Source organism: Streptomyces sp. PCS3-D2 (assembly GCF_000612545.2).
Classification (GTDB): Bacteria; Actinomycetota; Actinomycetes; order Streptomycetales; family Streptomycetaceae; genus Streptomyces.
In genome coordinates this window covers 4,435,782-4,454,885 of sequence record NZ_CP097800.1, presented here as the reverse complement: position 1 = coordinate 4,454,885, position 19,104 = coordinate 4,435,782, and the positions used below count along the sequence as shown (strand labels likewise).

At 71.3% G+C, this 19,104-nt stretch carries 21 protein-coding genes; 10 read left to right on the top strand and 11 right to left on the bottom strand.

The annotated features are described in order from the left end of the window. Positions 1-3 precede the first annotated feature (3 nt). Positions 4-1,095, bottom strand: a complete 1,092-nt coding sequence (locus AW27_RS19660) for a hypothetical protein (RefSeq protein WP_037925063.1) — start codon at positions 1,093-1,095, stop codon at positions 4-6. Positions 1,096-1,269: 174 nt separating this feature from the next. On the opposite strand from AW27_RS19660, the gene AW27_RS19655 reads away from it, so the two are divergent. From AW27_RS19655 to AW27_RS19635, 5 genes are all read left to right on the top strand, one after another. Then, the gene (locus tag AW27_RS19655) at positions 1,270-1,524 is read left to right on the top strand and encodes a chaplin (RefSeq protein WP_078556785.1); all 255 of its coding nucleotides are present in this window, start codon (positions 1,270-1,272) and stop codon (positions 1,522-1,524) included. 118 nt (positions 1,525-1,642) lie between these two features. Beyond that, complete coding sequence (locus tag AW27_RS19650) at positions 1,643-2,053, top strand: rodlin (protein ID WP_030767099.1); 411 nt, start codon at positions 1,643-1,645, stop codon at positions 2,051-2,053. A 243-nt stretch (positions 2,054-2,296) separates the two neighbouring features. Then, positions 2,297-2,530: a chaplin gene (locus AW27_RS19645; RefSeq protein ID WP_037925062.1), complete on the top strand. Its 234-nt coding sequence runs from the start codon at positions 2,297-2,299 to the stop codon at positions 2,528-2,530. A gap of 121 nt (positions 2,531-2,651) precedes the next feature. Then, positions 2,652-3,824, top strand: coding sequence for a chaplin (locus tag AW27_RS19640; protein WP_052031110.1), 1,173 nt, complete (start codon positions 2,652-2,654; stop codon positions 3,822-3,824). Between the two features lie 179 nt (positions 3,825-4,003). Then, the gene (locus tag AW27_RS19635) at positions 4,004-4,351 is read left to right on the top strand and encodes a hypothetical protein (RefSeq protein ID WP_037925059.1); all 348 of its coding nucleotides are present in this window, start codon (positions 4,004-4,006) and stop codon (positions 4,349-4,351) included. A gap of 73 nt (positions 4,352-4,424) precedes the next feature. Here AW27_RS19635 and AW27_RS19630 read toward each other — a convergent pair whose 3' ends face one another. Both AW27_RS19630 and AW27_RS19625 read right to left on the bottom strand, forming a co-directional pair. Further along, the gene (locus tag AW27_RS19630) at positions 4,425-4,664 is read right to left on the bottom strand and encodes a chaplin (protein WP_037925056.1); all 240 of its coding nucleotides are present in this window, start codon (positions 4,662-4,664) and stop codon (positions 4,425-4,427) included. Positions 4,665-4,809: 145 nt separating this feature from the next. After that, positions 4,810-5,286: a hypothetical protein gene (locus AW27_RS19625; RefSeq protein ID WP_052031109.1), complete on the bottom strand. Its 477-nt coding sequence runs from the start codon at positions 5,284-5,286 to the stop codon at positions 4,810-4,812. 276 nt (positions 5,287-5,562) lie between these two features. Between AW27_RS19625 and AW27_RS19620 the strand changes: the two genes are divergently transcribed. After that, positions 5,563-5,973 (top strand): rodlin, encoded by a 411-nt coding sequence (locus AW27_RS19620; RefSeq protein ID WP_037925054.1) that lies wholly within the window; start codon positions 5,563-5,565, stop codon positions 5,971-5,973. 116 nt (positions 5,974-6,089) lie between these two features. On the opposite strand, the gene AW27_RS19615 is transcribed toward AW27_RS19620, so the two are convergent. Continuing rightward, entirely contained in the window at positions 6,090-6,740 is a 651-nt protein-coding gene (locus AW27_RS19615; RefSeq protein ID WP_106967629.1) for a vitamin K epoxide reductase family protein, read from the bottom strand. A 182-nt stretch (positions 6,741-6,922) separates the two neighbouring features. Between AW27_RS19615 and AW27_RS19610 the strand changes: the two genes are divergently transcribed. After that, the gene (locus AW27_RS19610; protein ID WP_037925051.1) at positions 6,923-7,693 is read left to right on the top strand and encodes a DUF6227 family protein; all 771 of its coding nucleotides are present in this window, start codon (positions 6,923-6,925) and stop codon (positions 7,691-7,693) included. 138 nt (positions 7,694-7,831) lie between these two features. Here the strand turns inward: AW27_RS19610 and AW27_RS19605 are convergent, their stop codons facing one another. Next, positions 7,832-9,403, bottom strand: a complete 1,572-nt coding sequence (locus AW27_RS19605) for an MFS transporter (RefSeq protein WP_078556783.1) — start codon at positions 9,401-9,403, stop codon at positions 7,832-7,834. A gap of 63 nt (positions 9,404-9,466) precedes the next feature. Between AW27_RS19605 and AW27_RS19600 the strand changes: the two genes are divergently transcribed. Then, positions 9,467-10,453 (top strand): helix-turn-helix transcriptional regulator, encoded by a 987-nt coding sequence (locus AW27_RS19600; RefSeq protein ID WP_037925050.1) that lies wholly within the window; start codon positions 9,467-9,469, stop codon positions 10,451-10,453. Between the two features lie 97 nt (positions 10,454-10,550). Here AW27_RS19600 and AW27_RS19595 read toward each other — a convergent pair whose 3' ends face one another. Further along, on the bottom strand, positions 10,551-11,528 hold the full coding sequence (locus AW27_RS19595; protein ID WP_037925048.1) for a sigma-70 family RNA polymerase sigma factor: 978 nt from the start codon (positions 11,526-11,528) through the stop codon (positions 10,551-10,553). Positions 11,529-11,723: 195 nt separating this feature from the next. On the opposite strand from AW27_RS19595, the gene AW27_RS19590 reads away from it, so the two are divergent. Further along, positions 11,724-12,263: a GNAT family N-acetyltransferase gene (locus AW27_RS19590; protein WP_037925045.1), complete on the top strand. Its 540-nt coding sequence runs from the start codon at positions 11,724-11,726 to the stop codon at positions 12,261-12,263. A 50-nt stretch (positions 12,264-12,313) separates the two neighbouring features. Here AW27_RS19590 and AW27_RS19585 read toward each other — a convergent pair whose 3' ends face one another. The 3 genes from AW27_RS19585 to AW27_RS19575 all read right to left on the bottom strand — a co-directional run bounded on the left by AW27_RS19585 (position 12,314) and on the right by AW27_RS19575 (position 15,581). Then, complete coding sequence (locus tag AW27_RS19585) at positions 12,314-13,138, bottom strand: dioxygenase family protein (RefSeq protein ID WP_052031108.1); 825 nt, start codon at positions 13,136-13,138, stop codon at positions 12,314-12,316. A 113-nt stretch (positions 13,139-13,251) separates the two neighbouring features. Continuing rightward, the gene (locus AW27_RS19580; RefSeq protein WP_037925043.1) at positions 13,252-14,790 is read right to left on the bottom strand and encodes an MFS transporter; all 1,539 of its coding nucleotides are present in this window, start codon (positions 14,788-14,790) and stop codon (positions 13,252-13,254) included. A gap of 62 nt (positions 14,791-14,852) precedes the next feature. Next, positions 14,853-15,581: a TetR/AcrR family transcriptional regulator gene (locus AW27_RS19575; RefSeq protein ID WP_078556781.1), complete on the bottom strand. Its 729-nt coding sequence runs from the start codon at positions 15,579-15,581 to the stop codon at positions 14,853-14,855. A gap of 274 nt (positions 15,582-15,855) precedes the next feature. Between AW27_RS19575 and AW27_RS19570 the strand changes: the two genes are divergently transcribed. Beyond that, positions 15,856-17,133 (top strand): M6 family metalloprotease domain-containing protein, encoded by a 1,278-nt coding sequence (locus tag AW27_RS19570; protein ID WP_037925041.1) that lies wholly within the window; start codon positions 15,856-15,858, stop codon positions 17,131-17,133. A gap of 43 nt (positions 17,134-17,176) precedes the next feature. Here the strand turns inward: AW27_RS19570 and AW27_RS19565 are convergent, their stop codons facing one another. Next, positions 17,177-17,950 (bottom strand): thioesterase II family protein, encoded by a 774-nt coding sequence (locus tag AW27_RS19565; protein ID WP_052031106.1) that lies wholly within the window; start codon positions 17,948-17,950, stop codon positions 17,177-17,179. Then, a complete protein-coding gene (locus AW27_RS19560; RefSeq protein WP_037925039.1) occupies positions 17,947-18,885 on the bottom strand; it encodes a beta-ketoacyl-ACP synthase III in 939 nt (312 codons plus the stop codon). Before AW27_RS19560 ends, AW27_RS19565 begins: the two co-directional genes overlap by 4 nt. Positions 18,886-19,104: the final 219 nt, after the last annotated feature.

The window sequence follows — 19,104 nt, the reverse complement described above, 5'->3', positions numbered from 1 at the left end:
CGTTCAGCGGCGCGCGTCTGTCTGAACGAAGAGCACACCGAGGAAATGACCCTGACTTTCGCCCGTGAACCTGAAGTTCAGGCTGCGGGCACCACCGGACAGTGCGGGACTGAGGTCGAACACGTCCGCGTCATATCCGAGATTATTCATATGATCCGGCTGTCGCACGAAAGATTGACCGTCGAATTCCGTGATCGTGGAATTCATGAGGTCGTTGAAAGGGTTTTCGCCGTCGCTGATGCTCACCCGGCGACCGCTATCGGACGTCACGGTGAGTGAGTCGCCGAGGACGCCCCGGTCCCCGTCGTACGCGACCACACCGACTCGCCCCGCCGCCCCGGCCGGTACGTCCAGGCCCCCGATCTCGACCGTCCCGTCACCGGCCCGGGCCACGAGCGACTCGAAGCCGTCCCACAACGAAAGCCGGCGCAGCGGCTCCTGCGGGTGCTCGTAGGCGACGACGAGCGTCCAGCCGCCCCAGGCGCCGACCTCGGAGTGACCCATGGCGATGTTCAGCTGGGAGACCGTCCACATCCCGGCGCCACCCCTGCGCACCAGCGGGGTCACGTCCGCGGAGGCCTGATAGGCGTCGCTGCCCGCGTCCGTACGGTGGCCGATCACCGTGTCGGCGAGCACCTCCTTGTAGGCCCCGCCCGGCTCGGCGACCAGCACCCGTCCGTTGTCCTCCGGCGGCTTCTGCTCGCCCACCCGCAGGTTTCCGCCCCAGTACAGCCGGGCGTACGAGACCTTCGCGCCCTGCGGGACCTTGAGCTCGGCCCGGGTGGAGTTGTAGGTGTCCGGGTTCTTGTCGACCTCGCTGTAGAACATCTCGAACTCGCCGTTGACCCCTGCCGCGCCCCGCTTGACCTCGGCGCACGGCTCCGCCTGCGGGGACTTCTCCCTGCGGCAGCTGATGCCGGAGTTGGAGGCGCGGACCAGCCCGCCGTGCTGCACGGCCTGGTAACGCTGGGTGAACGGAATCCGGGGCAGCTCCTTGGGTGCGGGAGCCGGGGCCGCCAGCGCGGGGGCGTTCACGGAAAGTGCGAGGCAGGACAGCAGGCCGAGTGCGCCGAGGATTCTGCCGGAGGAACCCATGACCCTGTCTCCATTTTCGATCAAGGGGACAAAACAGGAGTGAACTTTGTCAGAAATCGGGCTGGAAATCACGTCGGACTCGCTCGTACGGCCTTTTGGGCGATAACACGCACCCTCGCAACGGACGGGTCGTTATGAGGTGCACCATTGTTCGAACCGAAAGGAAATACGCAGATGAAGAAGAGGCTGGTGCGCGGCACCACCGTCGCCGCCGCGGGCGTCGCCGTGCTGATGGGCGGCGCGGGCATCGCCTCGGCGCACGGCGGGGGCGGCGCGACCGCCGAGGGCATCGCCGCCGGCTCCCCCGGTGTGGCGAGCGGCAACCTGGCCCAGGCCCCGGTCCACGTCCCCGTGAACGTCTGCGGCCTGACGGCGAACCTGGTCGGCGCGCTCAACCCGACGTTCGGCAACACCTGCGTGAACGCCTGAACGTCAACCGCGCCGCCCGAAACGGCTGCATCCGGGTGAAGCCACGCAACCCCCGTCGGGGCGCCGCCGTTGATCCGAGTGCTCCGCTACCGGGCAATCCTGCAAAAAAGGGACGACAATGATCAAGAAGATGATGGCCTCGGCCGCGGTTGCCGCCTCGGTCGTGGGCATGGGTGCCGCGATGGCCCCGCAGGCGATGGCCGTCGGCAACGACAACGGCATCAACACCGTCAACGGCAACAACTCCGCCCAGATCTACGGCAACCAGGCCACCTACGGCAACATGAGCCCGCAGATGGCGCTCATCCAGGGCTCCTTCAACAAGCCCTGCATCGCGCTCCCCGCCAAGGCCAACGTCCAGTCCGTGCTGGCCCTGGTCAACGTCGGCGTCCAGGACATCCCGGTCCTGTCCAGCCCGCAGAACCAGCAGTGCACCGAGAACTCCACCCAGGCCAAGGGCGACGAGGCTCTCTCGCACATCCTCAGCAACATCCCGATCCTCTCCGGCAACGCCTCCGCCGGCAGCTGATCGCACCCGCACCCCGCGAGGCCGTCGCACCTTCGGGTCGCGGCGGCCTCGCCGCATGCCGGGCGCATCCGCAACCCGGAACACGATGATTCGAATTCACCGCCCGATCGGCCGCCCGAATTCCGTCGGGGCATCGGGGTGAATTACCGGACACTCGCCGAAAAAGCGCGGTTTCTTTTCTCTCGACTGCTCGTTGTTGATTCTGCAGCGGATACGCCTCTGCGGGAAGGAATCGGAAAGAAAATGACGTACAAGAAGGCAGTGGTGCTGGCCGCCGGCGCCCTGATGGCCGCCGGTGCCGCCTCCCCCGCCATGGCCGACTCGGTGGCCGACGGCAAGGCCGTGGGCTCCCCGGGCGTCCTCTCCGGCAACCTGGGCCAGGTCCCGGTCCACATCCCGGTCAACGTCTGCGGCAACACCGTGAACCTCGTCGGGCTGCTGAACCCCGCGTTCGGCAACACCTGCGTCAACGCCTGACGCAGGCGCGTGCGCCCGCAAGGGCAGACCTCCTCGCAGGTGGCCTCGGAGTGCACGGCGGTGCACTCCGAGGCCACCTGCGATTCACCACCGGCGCCCGCCGGTAGACAGGGAAGGACCCATGCGACAGGTACTGAGCCGACAAGTACTGGGCAAGGGCATGCTCACGGCGGCAGCCGCGTCGAGCCTGTTGTCGATCGCGACCGGGGCGGCCTACGCGCACACCGGCGCGACGGCCGAGGCCTCGCATTCGCCGGGGGTGCTGGCCGGCAACAGCGTCTCGGTACCCATCACGTTCTCCCCGAACGTGTGCGGCAACAGCGTGGACGGCGGTGCGGCCCTCAACCCCGCGATGGGGAACACCTGCGTCACCGGCGGCGGATCGCACGCGGACGGGGGCCACGACTACGCGCGCTACCTCAGCCCCGAACAGGCCGAGGCCTTCGAGCGCTACCTCGACGAGCGCGCGGGCCGCCACGCGGTACCGGAGCAGCGCCACGAACCGCGGCGGTACGAGGTACCGCGCCAGGAGGTGGCGCGGCCGGAGGTGCCGCGGCAGGAGGAGCAGGGACCGCAGGCCCCCCGGAAGGAGGGACCCCGCCACGCCAAGCCCCGCCACGAGGAGCCCCGTCACGAGGGCGGCTACGGCGGCCCCGGCGAGGACCGGAACCAGGAGGAGGAGTGCGACGACCACCCCGCTCCTCCGGCGCACCACGCCCCGCCCGCGCCCGGGCGCCCGCACCCGAAGCCGGAACCGGTGGAGGACCGCCCGGCCCCGCTGCCCGTCCCGGAGCCGGTCCAGGAGCTTCCGGTACCGCCCGCGGAACAGCCCGTCCCGCTCCCCGCACCGGCGCCCGCACCGCAGCCCCCGGCCGAGGAGGCCCCGCACACGCTCCCCGCTCCGGCGCCCGTGGCCGAGGAGGAGGTGCCGCCCGCGCCGCCGCACGGCAGCCAGCCCGTGATCCGCCCGGCTCCCGCCCCCGAGGCCGCCCCGGCACCCGCCCCAGGCCCTGAGGCCGCCCCGGCACCCGCACCCGCTCCCGCCCCGGCCCCGGCCCCCGAGGTCGCGCCGCCGGCGGATCAGCCTCCGACCTTCCCCTCCGGCGGCACCCCGGTCCACGTACCGCCGGCGCCCGCACCGGCGCCCGCGCCGCTGCCGGCCCCGGCCCCCGCTCCGGCGGGTGCGCCCGTACTGGCGGAGACCGGCGCGGGTCAGCCCGCGGCCGCGGCGGCCCTCGCCTCGGCCCTGATCCTGGGCGGCGCCATTCTGTACCGGCGCTCGCGCATCGCCTGACCGGCAATACCGGTAATCGGAAGAAATATCGGCCGGAGAATCCCTCATCGGATTCTCCGGCCGCTGTCATGTACCCGCGCGTTCGCGTTTCCAGGGCGCCCGGGAATCGTTACGCAGGGCGAAAGCGGCGCGCCGGTCGCCGCTGATGCCTCTGTCCACGAAAGAAGAGGATTTCGATAATGAAGCTCACGAAGGTCGCCGCTGTCGTCGTCGGCTCCGTCGCCGCCCTCGGCGCCTCCGGTACCGCGTTCGCCGCCGAGCCGACGGCTGCGATGCCCCCCATGAGCCTGACCGGCGGCGTGACCCAGACGCTGGACTCCATGGCCCCCGTGACCGAGAACCTTCCGCAGACCGTGGGCAACGGGCTGGCCGAGCAGGGAGACACCGTCAACAAGGTCGTGGGCACGGCCCAGAAGGTCAACAAGGTCCGCAACGACGTCCCGGGCACCGTCCTCGGCCTCGCGAACGGCGCCACCCAGGCGTCGCCGATGCTGGGCGGCGTACAGCTCAACGGCGGCCAGGGCTGAACCGCCTCCGCTGACAAGACCGTGGGCGCCACCGGCAAGGCCGGGGCGCCCACGGTCGGTTGTGCGCGCTACGTCAGTCGTTGACGCAGGTGTTGCCGAACGCCGGGTTCAGCAGGGCGATCACGTTCACGGTGTTGCCGCAGACGTTGACCGGGACGTGGACCGGGACCTGGAGCAGGTTGCCGGAGAGGACGCCGGGGGAACCCACGGCCGCGCCCTCGGCCGACGAGTCGGCGACGGCGGAGCCGGCGGCACCGGCCGCGGCGATACCAGCGGTGGCCAGGACCAGGGCGGCCTTCTTGGCAGAGTTCATGGGAGGTGCACCTTCTGTTCGACGTTCCGCCCCGCTCCGGGGCTCACACCGAGCGAAACGTTCCTCGCTCCCGGACGACACGGCTTCGGGCACGATCCGACCTATTCGGCTCAATCGCCGTCGCCGTGTTGCCGTTTCGGGCCCGTCACGGGAGGGCCGGGAGCTCTGTCTCCGGGAGCTGGACGTCAGGGATCTGCACGTCGGGGACCTCCGGCACCAGCTCCCCGGGCGCTGCCGGATCCGGCAGCGCGGGCGGGGTGAGCGGCAGCTCGGGGAGTTCGACCCCCGGGATCTCGGGGAGCTGCACCCCCGGGAGGCTCGGCAGGTTGATCTCCGGCAACGTGATCTCGGGCAGCTCGATCTCCGGGAGCTCGATCTCCGGCAACTCGATCTCCGGGAGCTCGATCTCCGGCAGGGTGACGCCCGCCGGCAGCAGGGCCTTGATCTGCTCAAGAAGTCCGTTGAGGAGGTCGTCGATCGGGCCGGCCGGAGCCGCCTTGCGGGCAGCCGCCCCGGCCCCGGAGTCGACCGCACTCGCGGGTGCCGCCGCGCCGGTCAGTATGACGACGGCGAGCGCCGAGGGGAGCAGAAGACGGGCGCGGGACGGCTTCGTGCGGTGCATGGGGGTTCCTTCGGGTGGGACACGGGGACACGGGAGCGGTCCGGTTCGGATCGCTCCTTGACTCACCGTGGGAACACCTCGTACGGAGCGCAACAGGAACCGGCGCGACTGGGGCCGCGTACGGGCTTCGCGCACGTGTCCGCAGGCGGCTCACCCGGGCTGGGGAAAACATCGGGACGCGCAGGCCGTTTGAGTGAAGCAGCGGAACCAACGCCCTGACCGGCCAGTTGACCAGGGCGCTCCATCAGCGGGCACTCGTGCGACAGAAGGATCAAGATGTTCAAGAAGTTCATGACCGCCGCCGCGGTTTCCGCCGTTGCCGTCGGCGCGGGCGCTGCTGCCGCTGCCCCGGCCATGGCCATCGGCAACGACAACGGGGTCAACACCGTCAACGGCAATGGTGCCCAGCAGATCTACGGCAACCAGAAGACCCACGGCGACCAGAGCCCGCAGCTCAGCCTGGTCCAGGGCTCCCTGAACAAGCCCTGCGTCGGCCTGCCCGCGAAGATCAACGCCCAGTCGCTGGTCGCCGCGCTCAACATCGGTGTCCAGGACATCAACGTCCTGTCCAACCCGCAGAACCAGCAGTGCACCGAGAACTCCACCCAGGCCAAGGGCGACGAGCCGCTCTCGCACATCCTGGACAACATCCCGGTCCTGTCCGGCAACGCCTCCGTCGGCAGCTGATTTCCGCCCCCCCTGCCCCGCGCGGGGGTCCGGGCCGACGAGCCCGCGGCAGTGCGTGACAGGGCCCCGGCAGCGTCCAGCTGCCGGGGCCCTCGCGCGTGCCGCCCGCGCGGCGCTCAGCCGGTCCAGAAGTCCCACCACCGGGTGAGGACCAGCATCCCGATCACCCCGGTGTGCAGGGCCGGCGGAGCCCAGCCGAACTCGGTGAAGAGGACCCGCAGCGGACCGGGGGCGGGAAGCACGCCCGTACGGACGGTGTGCGCGGTGACCGCCCAGAACATCAGCAGGGTCGCCACCCAGGCCAGGCAGCACCACAGGCAGAGGGCGTTGATCTCGTAGAGCGACTGCACCATGAGCCAGCTGCAGAAGCCGGTGCCGAAGAGCATGCCGGCGTTCAGTGCGAGCCAGAACCAGCCGCGGTAGCGGGCACCCGCCAGCAGGCCCACGCCGACGCAGACCACGACGGCGTAGGCGGCCAGCCCCAGCATCGGGTTGGGGAAGCCGAAGGCCTGCGCCTGCTCGCTCTGCATCACGCTGCCGCAGGAGACCACCGGGTTGAGGCTGCAGGCGGGCTTGAAGTCCGGGTCCTCCAGCAGGAGGAACTTGTCGAGGGTGATCACCCAGGAAGCCAGTACCCCGGCAGCTCCGGTGAGGGCCAGCAGCCAGGCCAAACCCCTTGTTGCGGGGGCCTGTTCGTCTGCGTCTGCGCCGCGGGGCCGTACCTGCCGGCGCGGGACGTCCACTGTGTTCGTTGCCATGCGGCCCATACTCCCCCTCCTCCACCCAGAGTGGGGCCAATCATGCCCATCCGTACGCAGGTTGACCTGAAGGTGTGGCGGGAACCTCCGATGCTTCCCGGACGTTTTACCGAACCCCGGACGTGATGTCAGAGCCAGGGGTTACGTTGAGCTTCCGCGAAGTGACAAGCTGCGACGGCCTGGAGCCCCCCTTGAGCGATCCGTACGAGACAACCGAGGCGCACCTCGACCGACTCCTCGGTCGCGCCCTCAACTCCTTCGACCTGCCCGACCGGCTGGTGGAGCGCCTCGGTACGGCGCTCGCCCACAGCTCTTCGCTCTGCACCACCCACCACGGCCCGGCGGCGGGCGTCTGGCGGGAGACGCACCGCCACACCTATCTGCTGCCCGACGGCGGTGCGGTCTCGCTGTGGGAGCTGTCCTGCCGGCTGGAGGGAGACCGGGACCCGCGGCACGAGGTCTTCGCGACGAGGGCGGAGACCCGCCTGGCGGTGGCCCGGCTGTTCGGGGAGTCGGCCGTGGGGGCGGCCCCCGATCCGGTGCCGCTCGCGGGTGAGGAGGAGCCGTACGACGACGCGTCGGGGCTCGGTGCGCTGTTCGCCTCCTCGGCGCCGGTGCCCCGGCACCGTGAGTACGTGGTGGAGGACTCCGCCGACCACGCACGCCGGGTGCTGCGCCGCGCGGAGAACCCGGACCGGCCCGGTGAGCGGGTGGCGGCGCTGCTGCGCGCGGCGTACGCGCACCGGATCACTCAGGCCTTCGGCACCCGGCAGGCCCTGCCGACCGGGCGGGACGCGGGCTTCCATCTGTACGAGCACGGCTTCGTGCTGCTGGACGGGACCGAGCTGAGCCTGTGGGAGGTCGAGCACACGGCCACCCCCGACGGGCGGCACATGTGCGAGGTGTACGACAGCGAGGCGGCCGCGCGCGGGGCGATGGAGTTCCGCGCCCGCGTCGGCTGAGTCCCCTCCCGCACGCCGTTCCCCCGCCCCGGCCGCGCCGGGGTGTCCTGGGGCCCGCGGGGCGAGGCGGGACGGGACGGCGGACGGGCCCACCCGGGGCGGGTGGGCCCGTCCGGGCCGGAGAACCGGGGCCGGACCCTAGAGGGCGGGCACCTTCTCGGTGGCGTTCCCGGTGTGCTCGGTGTGCTCGGCGGCGCCTTCGCGCTCCTCCATCGGGATCGCCCTGCGCGGCAGCATGAACATCACCACGGAGATGACCACCAGCACGCCCACGACCCACCAGAGCGCGCCGCGGAAGGCCTCGACGTAGGGCGGGCCGAAGAGCGTGTCGTCCTCGATCAGCCCGAAGAAGACCACGGACGTCAGGGCCAGGCCCAGCGCGTTGCCCATCTGACCGGTGGTGTTGATCAGCCCGGAGGCCGAGCCCGCGTCCCGGCGCGGCACCTCGGACAGCGTGGTGTCGTTGAGCGGGGCGACGATGAGGCCCATGCCGGCGCCCATGAGGATCAGCGGGGCGGCCATCTGCCAGGAGGCGATCTCCATGCCGTAGTGCGCGGACTCCCAGATGTACAGGAGCAGTCCGGCGGCCATGACCAGGGCGCCCGCCTGGAGCACCTTGCGACCGAAGCGCGGGACGAGCTTCTCGACCGAGAGGCCGGCGGCCACGGAGACGGCGATGGAGAAGGGGATTCCGGTGGTGCCGGCCCGCAGGGCGCTCCAGCCGAGGCCCATCTGCATGTAGAGCGTCCAGACCAGGAAGAAGATCCCGGTCGCGATGCCGAAGGTCAGCTGGACGGCGATGCCGCCGGCGAAGCTCTTGACCTTGAAGAGGGAGAGCTCGACGAGCGGGGAGCCGTCCTTCTTGATCTTGTACTTCTCGTACGCGATGAACGCGGCGAAGACCAACGGCGCCACGGCCATGCAGACGAAGCCCCACAGCGGCCAGCCGTTCTCACGGCCCTCGGTGAGCGGGAAGATCAGCATGACGAGGGCGAGGGTCGCGAGGACGACACCGACCAGGTCCAGCCGCAGGGCCTGGGGGGCCTTGGACTCGCTGATGAACTTGCGGCCCAGGATCACGCCCGCGATACCGACGGGCAGGTTGATCAGGAAGATCGGGCGCCATTCGAGACCGAAGAGGTTCCACTGGGTGAGCAGCGCGCCGAGCATGGGACCGGAGACGGCGCCCAGGCCCACGATCGCGCCGAACATCCCGAAGACCTTGCCGCGTTCCTGCGGGGGGAAGGTGACGTGGATGATGGCCAGCACCTGCGGCACCATCATGGCGGCCATGCCGCCCTGGAGGATGCGGGAGGCGACGAGCATGGCCGGGTCGGCCGCGATGCCGCAGAGCAGCGAGGCGGCGGTGAAGCCGGCTATGCCGATGAGGAAGAGGCGCTTGCGTCCGTAGATGTCACCGAGACGGCCGCCGGTGATGAGCCCTGCGGCGAACGCGAGCGCGTAGCCTGCGGTGATCCACTGGATCGCGCTGGTCGAGGCGCCGAAGTTCTGGCGCATGGTGGGGATCGCGATGTTGACGATGGTCACGTCGACCAGGTCCATGAAGGCCGCGGTCATCACGATGGCGAGCGCCAGCCAGCGGCGGCGGTCGGGGGGTGAGCTGGGTGCGTCGTGGGCTGCGCCGTTCCGCTCTTCTCGTATGGGCCCGTTCTCTCTTTCGGGCGCTGTCTGGGGCGTCTCGGTGGTCATGAGGAGAAACCTAGACGGGATATAGGTCAGTGCATGTCCTCTTTCGCTGGCAGCCTGGATCACATGACCGACACACCGGCACGGCTCCTGTCCCTGCTGTCCCTCCTCCAGACCCCGCGCGAATGGCCCGGCAGCGAGCTGGCGCAGCGGCTGCGAGTGAGTGCGCGGACCATCCGGCGCGACATCGAGCGGCTGCGGGAGCTGGGCTACCCGGTGGAGGCCACGCTCGGCTCCGAGGGCGGCTACCGGCTGGTGGCGGGCGCGGCGATGCCGCCGCTGCTGCTGGACGACGAGGAGGCCGTGGCGATCGCGGTGGGGCTGCGGGCGGGAGCCGGGCACGCGATCGAAGGGGTCGAGGAGGCCTCCGTACGCGCGCTGGCGAAGCTGGAGCAGGTCCTGCCGTCCCGGCTGCGCCACCGGGTGAGCACGCTGCAGTCGGCCACGATCGCGCTGACGCGGGGGGACGGGGCGAGCGTGGACCCGCGGACGCTGACGACGATGGCGTCGGCGGTGGCCGGGCCGGAGCGGCTCCGGTTCGCCTACCGGGCGCGGGACGGGGCCCGGTCACGGCGGCTGGTGGAGCCGTACCGGCTGGTCAGCACGGGAAGCCGGTGGTACCTGGTGGCCTACGACATGGAGCGGGAGGACTGGCGGACCTTCCGGGTGGACCGGGTGGACGAGGCGTTCGCGACGGGGGCCCGGTTCGCGCCGCGGGAGCTGCCGATGGACGCGGAGGAGTTCGTACGGCGGGGGCTCGGCGCGCACGGCGCACGGACGTACGCGGTGGAGGTCGTCTTCGAGGCGGGAGCGGCCGAGCTGCCGGAGTGGCTGCGGGCGGCCGCCCTGCCGGGCGGGACCGGGGCGGGCGAGACCGGGGCGGGCGAGACCGGGGCGGCCGTGGTCCGCTTCGAGAGCCGGGACGCGCCGGAGTGGCTGGCGGCCCGGTTGGCCCTGACGGGGCTGGACTTCACGGTGCGGGAGCCGGCGGCGCTGCGGACGGCGGCCGGTGCGCTGGCCGCGCGGCTCGCGTCGGCGGCGACGCCCGGATAACGGCGCCTGGCGCGAGCGGCGCCCGGAGAACGAGGGAGCCCCGGCGCCTGGGGGGGATAGGCACCGGGGCTCGTTCAGGGGGTTCGGCGGCGGGCGGCTAGGCCACGGCGTCGAAGCCGGTGTCGCGCGCCATCCGCTTCAGCTCCAGCAGGGCGTGCTTCTCGATCTGGCGGATCCGCTCCCGGGTCAGGCCGTGCTGCTTGCCGACCTCGGTGAGGGTCCGCTCGCGGCCGTCGTCGATGCCGTACCGCATCTTGATGATCGACGCGGTGCGCTGGTCGAGCCTGCCGAGCAGGTCCTCCAGCTCCTCGCTGCGCAGCAGCGAGAGCACGGACTGCTCGGGGGAGATCGCCGAGGTGTCCTCCAGGAGGTCGCCGAACTGCGTGTCGCCCTCGTCGTCCACCGACATGTTCAGGCTGACCGGGTCGCGGGCCCAGTCCAGTACGTCGCCGACGCGCTTCTCCGTCGAGTCCAGCTCGGCCGCGATCTCGGCGTGCTCCGGGTCTCGGCCGTTCTCGCGGTTGAACTCGCGCTGGACCCGGCGGATCCGGCCGAGCTCCTCGACGAGGTGGACGGGGAGGCGGATGGTGCGGGACTGGTCGGCGATGGACCGGGTGATGGCCTGGCGGATCCACCACGTGGCATACGTGGAGAACTTGAAGCCCTTGGTGTAGTCGAACTTCTCCACCGCGCGGACCAGGCCCGCGTTGCCCTCCTGGATCAGGTCGAGGAGGGGCAGGCCGCTGCGCGGATAGCGCCGGGCGACGGCGACGACGAGACGGAGGTTGGAGCGGATGAAGACCTCTTTGGCGCGCTCCCCTTCGGCGGCCAGCGCCTCCAGCTCCTCGCGGGCGGGCCGGTCCCCGTCACGCTCTATCGCGCCGTCGAGGATCTGCTGGGCGTAGACACCGGCCTCGATGATCTGGGAGAGCTCCACTTCCCTGGCGGCGTCGAGGAGCGGGGTGCGCGCGATCTCGTCCAGGTACATGCCGACCAGGTCGCGGTCTGCGATCTCCCCGCCCACAGCGCGTGCGCTGCTCGTGGACTGACGGCGGGCGACGGCGCGGGTTGCCATGCGTGCTCCCTTGCGATGAGTTCGGTCGCGGTGCGGCTGCCGGACGGCCACCGTGGTGCGGTGGTACGCCCTCGGACACTCTCCCGAGTGCCCGCTTCCGAAGGAAACAACGACTGGAATCGGGACAGAATTCCCACGTTGGTCCCTCATTTTCGAGATCTTGCAGTATCCTGCCCCGCCACGAGAGGGGGACGAATGTCGCACGATCACGAAGAGGTGCAGGTCAGACCCGGAACGGAGGCCGATCTGACGTCGCTCACGGACCTGTACAACCACTACGTCCGAGAGACCGCCGTCACGTTCGACACCACCGCGTTCACTCCGGAACAGCGTCGCCCTTGGCTGCACTCCCATCCTGAAGACGGCCCTCACAGGCTTCTGGTTGCCTGGACTGGCGAGCGCATGGCCGGATACGCCACCACCAGTCCGTTCCGTCCGAAACCGGCGTATGCCACGTCGGTGGAGGCCAGCGTGTACCTCGCCCCGCACGCGGTGGGGCGGGGGGTGGGCACCCTCCTGTACGGGGCGCTCTTCGCCGCACTGGAGAAGGAGCCGGTGCACCGCGTGTTCGCCGGTGTCGCCCTGCCGAACGACGCCTCGGTACGCCTCCACGAGCGCTTCGGCTTCCGCCGGATCGGCGAGTTCACGGAAGCGGGGTGGAAGTTCGGCCGCTACTGGGACGTGCGGTGGTACGAGAAGCGGCTGGGACCGACCGGCGAGCACCCGCCCCGGTGAAGCCGGGCGGCGGCCCGGGGGACTCGGACGGCGCCCCGGCGGGACGCCCCTCAACCGAACTGGAGGCTGCGCTTCGACAGGCCCATCCAGAAGCCGTCGACCGGGTCGCGGCGCTTCGCGAGGTCGCCGGTCGCGTCGGCGGCGCCGAGGGTGACGAAGAGCGGGGCGAAGTGCTCCGTCCGGGGGTGGGCCAGCCGGCCGGACGGGGACCTGGCCTCGAAGTCCAGCAGGGAGTCGATGTCGCCGGCGGCCAGCGCCTCTCGGCCCCACGCGTCGAACTCCGCCGACCAGGCGGGGACACCCGGGCCCGTGTGGCGCAGCGCGGCCAGATTGTGGGTGAAGAAGCCGCTGCCGACGATGAGGACGCCCTCGTCGCGCAAGGGCGCGAGCCTGCGGCCGATGTCCATCAGGCGGCGCGGATCCAGCGTCGGCAGGGACATCTGGAGGACCGGTATGTCGGCCTCCGGGTACATCTCCACCAGCGGGACGTACGCGCCGTGGTCCAGGCCGCGGTCCGGGATGTCTTGGACCGGGGTGCCCGGGGCCCGCAACAGGGCCCGGACCGAGGCGGCGAGCGCGGGGGCACCCGGGGCGTCGTAGCGGACCCGGTAGTAGTGCGCGGGGAAGCCCCAGAAATCGTGGACCAGCGGGGCGGATGCGGTGGCACCGAGGGCCAGGGGGGCCTCCTCCCAGTGGGCGGAGACGATGAGTATCGCGGTGGGGCGGGGCAGGTCGGCCGACCAGGCGGCCAGTTCGCCCGGCCAGACCGGATCGTCGGCGAGCGGCGGCGCCCCGTGGCTGAGGTACAGCGCCGGCATGCGCGTCGCCTGGGGGCTCGCGCCCGTCGGGGCCTGGGGTCCGGGAGCCGGGTTCATGAGGGGGCGCTCCTCCGTCGTCGTACAGGGCTGCCTCGAAAAGACTAACCCCACTTGGTTCAAATTTGAACCAAGTGGGGTGTCCAGTCATTCCGCGGGCTACGCGGCCCTGCTCAGTGCGCGATCACCGGGACCTTGACGCCGGCGTCCTCGGCGGAGTCGGACCCGGAGGCCATCGGGTCGCCCGCACCCGGACGGCCGGTGTTGATCAGGGTCAGGGCGATCGCCGCGCTGGCGGCCAGGATGCCCACTGCCCACCAGATGGCGGAGGCGTAGCCCTCGACCATGGCCTGGGCCTGCACCAGCCGGGCCGCGGCCCCGCCGCCCGCGGCCTCGGCCGCGTGGTCGGTCAGGTAGGCGGTGGTCGCCGAGGCGGCGATGGTGTTCAGCAGCGCCGTACCGATGGCGCCGCCGACCTGCTGCGAGGTGTTGACCATGGCGGAGGCGACACCGGCGTCGGCCGGGTTCACCCCGTGCGTGGACAGCGACATGGCCGGCATGAAGGCCGTACCCATGCCGAGGCCGAGCAGCAGCTGGGCCGGCAGGATCAGCGCGGGGTAGGAGGATCCGACCTCCAGCTGGGTCAGCAGCAGCATTCCGGCGGCGGCGACCAGGAAGCCCGGGCCCATCAGCAGGCGCGGAGCGACTCGGGTCATCAGGCGGGCGCCGATCTGGGTGGAGCCCAGGATCATGCCCGCGATCATCGGCAGGAAGGCGAAGCCGGTCTTGACCGGCGAGAAGCCCTTCACGACCTGGAGGTAGTAGGTGAGGAAGAGGAACAGGCCGAACATCGCGATGACGGCCAGGCCGAGCGAGAGGTAGACACCACCGCGGTTGCGCTCCAGCAGGACGCGCAGCGGCAGCAGCGGGGACTGCACCTTGGACTCGACGAAGACGAACGCCGCCAGCAGGGCCGCCGAGGCGATGAACATGGCCACGGTGACCTGGTCCGACCAGCCGGCCGACTCGGCGCGGGTGAATCCGTACACCAGGGCCACGAGGCCGGTGGTGGACAGGACCACGCCCGGGATGTCCAGGGGGGCGCGGTTGCGGGAGCCGGCGGGCTCGCGGATGACCATCCAGGCACCCACGGCCGCGACGACCGCGAACGGGATGTTGACGAAGAACGTCCAGCGCCAGTTGAGGTACTCGGTGAGGAAGCCGCCGAGGATCAGGCCGACGGCGCCGCCGCCGCCCGCGATCGCGCCGTAGATGCCGAAGGCCTTGGCCCGCTCCTTGGCGTCGGTGAACATCACCGCCAGCAGGGACAGGGCCGCCGGTGCGAGCAGTGCGCCGAAGGCGCCCTGGAGGGCGCGGGCGCCGAGCATCATGGCTTCGCCGTTCGCGGCGCCGCCGAGCGCGGAGGCCAGGGCGAAGCCGGCGAGACCGAGGACGAAGGCGTTCTTGCGGCCCCACTTGTCGGCGATGCGGCCACCGAAGAGGAGCAGTCCGCCGAAGGCGAGCGCGTAGGCGGTGATGACCCACTGGCGGTTGCCGTCGGAGATGCCGAGGTCGGTCTGGGCCGAGGGGAGGGCGATGTTCACGATGGTCGCGTCGAGGACGACCATCAGCTGGGCCAGGGCTATGAAGACGAGAGCCTTCCAGCGACTGGGATCGGCAGCCGACGGGAGTGTCGCGGCTGATTTCGGCATGGGAGTACCCGTTTCACTGTGCGGAATGACTGGAAAAGGCTAGTTCGTAAGCTTTTGCGGTGTCACATGGTTTTCAGCGTGAGGTCTTCCAAAGTGGCTGCCGAACCGGGCAGTTCGGAGCGGGCCGGGGCCCGCAGCCCGTCGAGGAAGAGCTGGAGATGACGGTGGGCGAAGCGGTCGGTGTCGAAGCAGGCGGTACCCGGGAGGGGGCGGCTGAGCTGGGAGAGGGCGACCATCAGGTCGCCGACGCCGATGTCCGCGCGGACCAGTCCGGCCTGCTGGCCCGCGGCCAGCAGGGTCTCCACAGCCTCCGCCAAGGCGGTGCGCGCCGCGAGGAGTTCGGGGTGGTCGCGGTCGAAGCCGTCGGCGAGCATCGGGCACAGGGCGCCGATCCGCTCGTCGGCAGCGGCGTGCGTGAACCGGCACAGCGCGGCGAAGGCGTCGGGCTCCTCGGCCAGAGAGGCCTCGGCCGAGGCCGCGACCCGCTCCGTGGTGAAGAGGACGACCTGGTGGACGAGTGCGTCGCGGTCGGGGAAGTGCCGGTAGAGGGTGGCGTTGCCGATGCCCGCCCGGCGGGCCACCTCGTCGAGCGGGGCCGCCGCACCGAACTCGACGAAGGCCTCGCGGGCCGCCGCCAGGATCCGCTCGCGGTTGCGGACGGCGTCGGCGCGCGGGCGCGGCGGGCCGCCGCCCTCGCGGGAGCCGCGGGACCGGCCGGACTGCGGGGCCGCCGGACACCCGTCCGCCGCGGCGGACGGGGACGCCGCGGCGGCCGTGGTGGTGCTCTGCATTTCCGGTGCCTCCCCGGGCGGTGACGAGTGGTGCGGGATCTGCGGGCCGGCCCGCCAAACGGGGAGCCGTTCCCCGCTTGGCGGGACTCCCATGCAAACGGGGAACAGCTCCCCGGTTATTTCACCCCTCGGTGTGAACCGGGTCACGCCGCTGCGGGGGCGCTTCACCCTTTGGCCTCTCCCGGCGCGCGGGCGCGGCGCGCCCGACGGAGGGTGAAGCGCACAGGGCGCAGACCGGACAGGGCCGGCTGCCGCGGACCCGAGGGCGATCTCCATGACGCAGACCCGCCGCCGGATACGCAGACCACGCCTGACCGGCGCGTACATCGGACTGACCGCGCTGGCGATCGGCGTCACGGCGACGGCGAGCACAGGGATATCCAGCCGCGGCCAGTCGGCGGCGGGGCCGGTGGCCACGACGGTCGAAACGGCGCTCGCGCCGTGCCGGATCGCCGGGACGATGGGCGTGCAGATGTCCGAGGGCATGCCGACCCCGCCGGGGTACTCGCGTTCGACAGGAGAGGTCCGGGCGCTGAACCTGATGATCGACTTCCCCGACGCCAAGGGCGAGGGCACGGCCCTGGACCGGCTGGCCGAGTTCTTCCCCCAGACCTCGGACTGGTTCCGCACCAGCTCCTACGGTCGGCTGGCCTACCGGGCCGAGGCCCCGATAAAGACCTGGCTGCGGATGCCGATGCCCTTCGCGGCGTACGGCATCGAGCGCGGGTCCTCCTACGAGCCGGGCTACCGGCAGCTCGTGGAGCACATCGCGAGGGCCGCCGACTCCGAGGTGGACTTCAGCCGCTACGACCTGGTCAACATCCTGGTCACGCCGAACGCGGGGCCGTCGGCACTGGACACCGTCCTGTCGGTGACCTTCTCGGGCAACGGCGAGGCGCCGATGGCCGACGGGGTCCCGCTGTCCAACACGTCCTTCGTCTACAGCCGGCAGGACGACGGCTCCGGGACCTACCGGGAGACCGGCTACCGGGTGCTCCCGCACGAGAACGGGCACGTCTTCGGGCTGCCCGACCTCTACACCGCCGACGGCGGGAACACCGTCGGGCACTGGGACATCATGAGCGAGGACTGGGGTGCCAACAACGACCTGATGGGCTGGCACAAGTGGAAGCTGGGCTGGCTGGACAGCACGCAGATCTCCTGCGCGTCGAAGTCCGGCACCAGCGACCACGTCCTGACCCCGCTGGCGGTCGAGGGCGGCATGAAGCTGGCCTTCGTCCCGCTGTCGGAGAGCGTCGGCTACGCCGTGGAGGTGCGGACCCGGGCCGGCAACGACGAGGCCGTCTGCAGGCCCGGCGTGCTGATCTACAAGGTGGACTCCGACGTGGACACCGGACACGGCCCCGTGATCGTGTCGGACAGCTCGACCGCGAGCGGCGGCTGCACCCGCCGGCCCAACGTGCACGCCGAACTGTCGGACGCGCCGTTCCGGCCGGGAGAGACCTTCACCGACGAGAAGGCGGGCATCAGCATCTCGGTGGTGGGCGAGCTGCGCGACGGCAGCTACCAGGTCCGCATCATCCGCCCGTAGGCACCGTCCGCCCACGGGGCCCTGCCGGGGCCGGGAACACCGTTCAGTGCGCGAGGGCCTCGCGCAGGATGTCCACCACCGCGCCGCGGTGTTCGTCGGCGACGAGGAAGAAGTGGTCGCCGTCGAAACGGCGCACCCGGCAGTGGCCGGTGGTGTGGTCGGCCCAGCCGTCCAGCGGTTCGTGCGGGACCAGCGGATCGGCCGTGCCCCCGATGACGTGGAGGGGCACGTCGAGCCGTACGCCCTCGAAACCGACGGCGGCCTCCCGGCTGAGGTCGATGTCGGCACGCAGGACGCGCGTGACGTGGGCGAGCATCTCCGGGTCGTGCAGGACCCACTCCGGGGTGCCGCCGCCCTCCCGCAGCAGCCGGACGGCGTCCTCCTCGCTGCTGGTGGCGTGGGCGCGGCGCCGGGTCCGGCCGGGGGCCTGGCCGCTGACGACAGCGGCCCGGCAGTGCGGGCCGAGGAGCTGTGCGGCGCGGACGGCGAGCAGCGCCCCGAGGCTGTGGCCGAAGACCACGGTGGGCAGCGGGTCCCGGCCGAGCACCTCCTCGGCCACCGAGTCGAGCACCTCGTCGAGACGGCAGCCGGGAGTCTCGCCGAAGCGGCGCTCCCTGCCGGGCAGTGAGAGCCCGAGCACCTCGACCTCGTCGGGCAGCGGTTCGACGAGGGGGAAGAGGGTGTTGGGTCCGGCGCCGGAGTGCGGGAACACCAGCAGGCGCAGCCTGGGCGCGGCGGACGGCTGGAGCCGCAGCTGCGGCCACCAGGGGGCGGTGGAGGAGGACTTCATCGCGGTCGCCTCGTCCGTCCCGGTCATGGGCAGTGGATGATCTGGCCGGCGTAGGACAGGCCGCCGCCGAAGGCGAAGAGCAGTACGGGTGCCCCCTTCTCGATCTCGCCGCGCTCGACGAGCTTGGAGAGCGCGAGCGGGATGCTGGCGGCGGAGGTGTTGCCGGAGTCCACGACGTCCTTGGCGATGACCGCGTTGACCGCGCCGATCTTGCGGGCCAGCGGCTCGATGATCCGCAGGTTGGCCTGGTGCAGGACGACACCGCCGAGGTCCTCGGGCTTGACCCCGGCCCGCTCGCACACCTGGAGCGCGACCTCCGGCAGGGCGGTGGTGGCCCAGCGGTACACCGACTGCCCTTCCTGGGCGAAGGTGTGGGACGGCGCCTCGATGCGCACGGCGTGCCCCATCTCGGGTACGGATCCCCAGACGACCGGGCTGATCCGGGACTCCTCGGAGGCGACGACGACGGCCGCGCCGGCCCCGTCGCCGATCAGCACGCAGGTGGTGCGGTCGGTCCAGTCGGCGAAGTCCGTCAGCTTCTCCACACCGATGACCAGGGCCTTCGTGGCGGAGCCGGTGCGGATGCTCTGGTCCGCCAGCGCCATCGCGTGCGGGAATCCGGAACAGGCCGTGTTCACGTCGATCGCGGCTGGGGCCTTGGCGCCGACGGCAGCCGCGACGCGGGCCGCCGTGTTGGGCGAGCGGTCCTGCGCCGTACAGGTGGCCACGATGACGAAATCGATGTCCTCACCGGTCAGCCCCGCGTTGGCCAGGGCGTTCGCGGCGGCCTTCGCCGCCATGTCCGAGACCGACTCGTCCTCGGCGGCCACCCGGCGGGTCTTGATCCCGACCCGGCTCTGGATCCATGCGTCGCTGGTGTCGACCATCTGCTCCAGATCGGCGTTGGTCAGCACCTTCGCCGGCTGATAGTGCCCGAGGGCAAGGACGCGGGACCCGACCATCAGTGCTTCTCCTCGTTCCATGGACCCTGACCCTGACCCGGATCCGGGTTGACCGATGGTCAGCCTATGCAGCCGGCCGACCGCATTCATATGACTTTCGCGGATCGCCGCCCAGGGAAATGGATCACGTACGGCGCAACCGCCACGCCCGCCCCGCCGTCCCCATCGACAGTACGTTCGCGCGCTTCGGGAACACGTTCGCTTCGACCGACCGGTATG

What these genes read in the sequence shown, in the direction of transcription:
- AW27_RS19660 (WP_037925063.1), bottom strand. Translation starts at nt 1,095, where the DNA reads ATGGGTTCCTCCGGCAGAATCCTCGGCGCACTCGGCCTGCTGTCCTGC.
- AW27_RS19655 (WP_078556785.1), top strand. Translation starts at nt 1,270, where the DNA reads ATGAAGAAGAGGCTGGTGCGCGGCACCACCGTCGCCGCCGCGGGCGTC.
- AW27_RS19650 (WP_030767099.1), top strand. Translation starts at nt 1,643, where the DNA reads ATGATCAAGAAGATGATGGCCTCGGCCGCGGTTGCCGCCTCGGTCGTG.
- AW27_RS19645 (WP_037925062.1), top strand. Translation starts at nt 2,297, where the DNA reads ATGACGTACAAGAAGGCAGTGGTGCTGGCCGCCGGCGCCCTGATGGCC.
- AW27_RS19640 (WP_052031110.1), top strand. Translation starts at nt 2,652, where the DNA reads ATGCGACAGGTACTGAGCCGACAAGTACTGGGCAAGGGCATGCTCACG.
- AW27_RS19635 (WP_037925059.1), top strand. Translation starts at nt 4,004, where the DNA reads ATGAAGCTCACGAAGGTCGCCGCTGTCGTCGTCGGCTCCGTCGCCGCC.
- AW27_RS19630 (WP_037925056.1), bottom strand. Translation starts at nt 4,664, where the DNA reads ATGAACTCTGCCAAGAAGGCCGCCCTGGTCCTGGCCACCGCTGGTATC.
- AW27_RS19625 (WP_052031109.1), bottom strand. Translation starts at nt 5,286, where the DNA reads ATGCACCGCACGAAGCCGTCCCGCGCCCGTCTTCTGCTCCCCTCGGCG.
- AW27_RS19620 (WP_037925054.1), top strand. Translation starts at nt 5,563, where the DNA reads ATGTTCAAGAAGTTCATGACCGCCGCCGCGGTTTCCGCCGTTGCCGTC.
- AW27_RS19615 (WP_106967629.1), bottom strand. Translation starts at nt 6,740, where the DNA reads ATGGGCCGCATGGCAACGAACACAGTGGACGTCCCGCGCCGGCAGGTA.
- AW27_RS19605 (WP_078556783.1), bottom strand. Translation starts at nt 9,403, where the DNA reads ATGACCACCGAGACGCCCCAGACAGCGCCCGAAAGAGAGAACGGGCCC.
- AW27_RS19600 (WP_037925050.1), top strand. Translation starts at nt 9,467, where the DNA reads ATGACCGACACACCGGCACGGCTCCTGTCCCTGCTGTCCCTCCTCCAG.
- AW27_RS19595 (WP_037925048.1), bottom strand. Translation starts at nt 11,528, where the DNA reads ATGGCAACCCGCGCCGTCGCCCGCCGTCAGTCCACGAGCAGCGCACGC.
- AW27_RS19590 (WP_037925045.1), top strand. Translation starts at nt 11,724, where the DNA reads ATGTCGCACGATCACGAAGAGGTGCAGGTCAGACCCGGAACGGAGGCC.
- AW27_RS19585 (WP_052031108.1), bottom strand. Translation starts at nt 13,138, where the DNA reads ATGAACCCGGCTCCCGGACCCCAGGCCCCGACGGGCGCGAGCCCCCAG.
- AW27_RS19580 (WP_037925043.1), bottom strand. Translation starts at nt 14,790, where the DNA reads ATGCCGAAATCAGCCGCGACACTCCCGTCGGCTGCCGATCCCAGTCGC.
- AW27_RS19575 (WP_078556781.1), bottom strand. Translation starts at nt 15,581, where the DNA reads ATGCAGAGCACCACCACGGCCGCCGCGGCGTCCCCGTCCGCCGCGGCG.
- AW27_RS19570 (WP_037925041.1), top strand. Translation starts at nt 15,856, where the DNA reads ATGACGCAGACCCGCCGCCGGATACGCAGACCACGCCTGACCGGCGCG.
- AW27_RS19565 (WP_052031106.1), bottom strand. Translation starts at nt 17,950, where the DNA reads ATGACCGGGACGGACGAGGCGACCGCGATGAAGTCCTCCTCCACCGCC.
- AW27_RS19560 (WP_037925039.1), bottom strand. Translation starts at nt 18,885, where the DNA reads ATGGTCGGGTCCCGCGTCCTTGCCCTCGGGCACTATCAGCCGGCGAAG.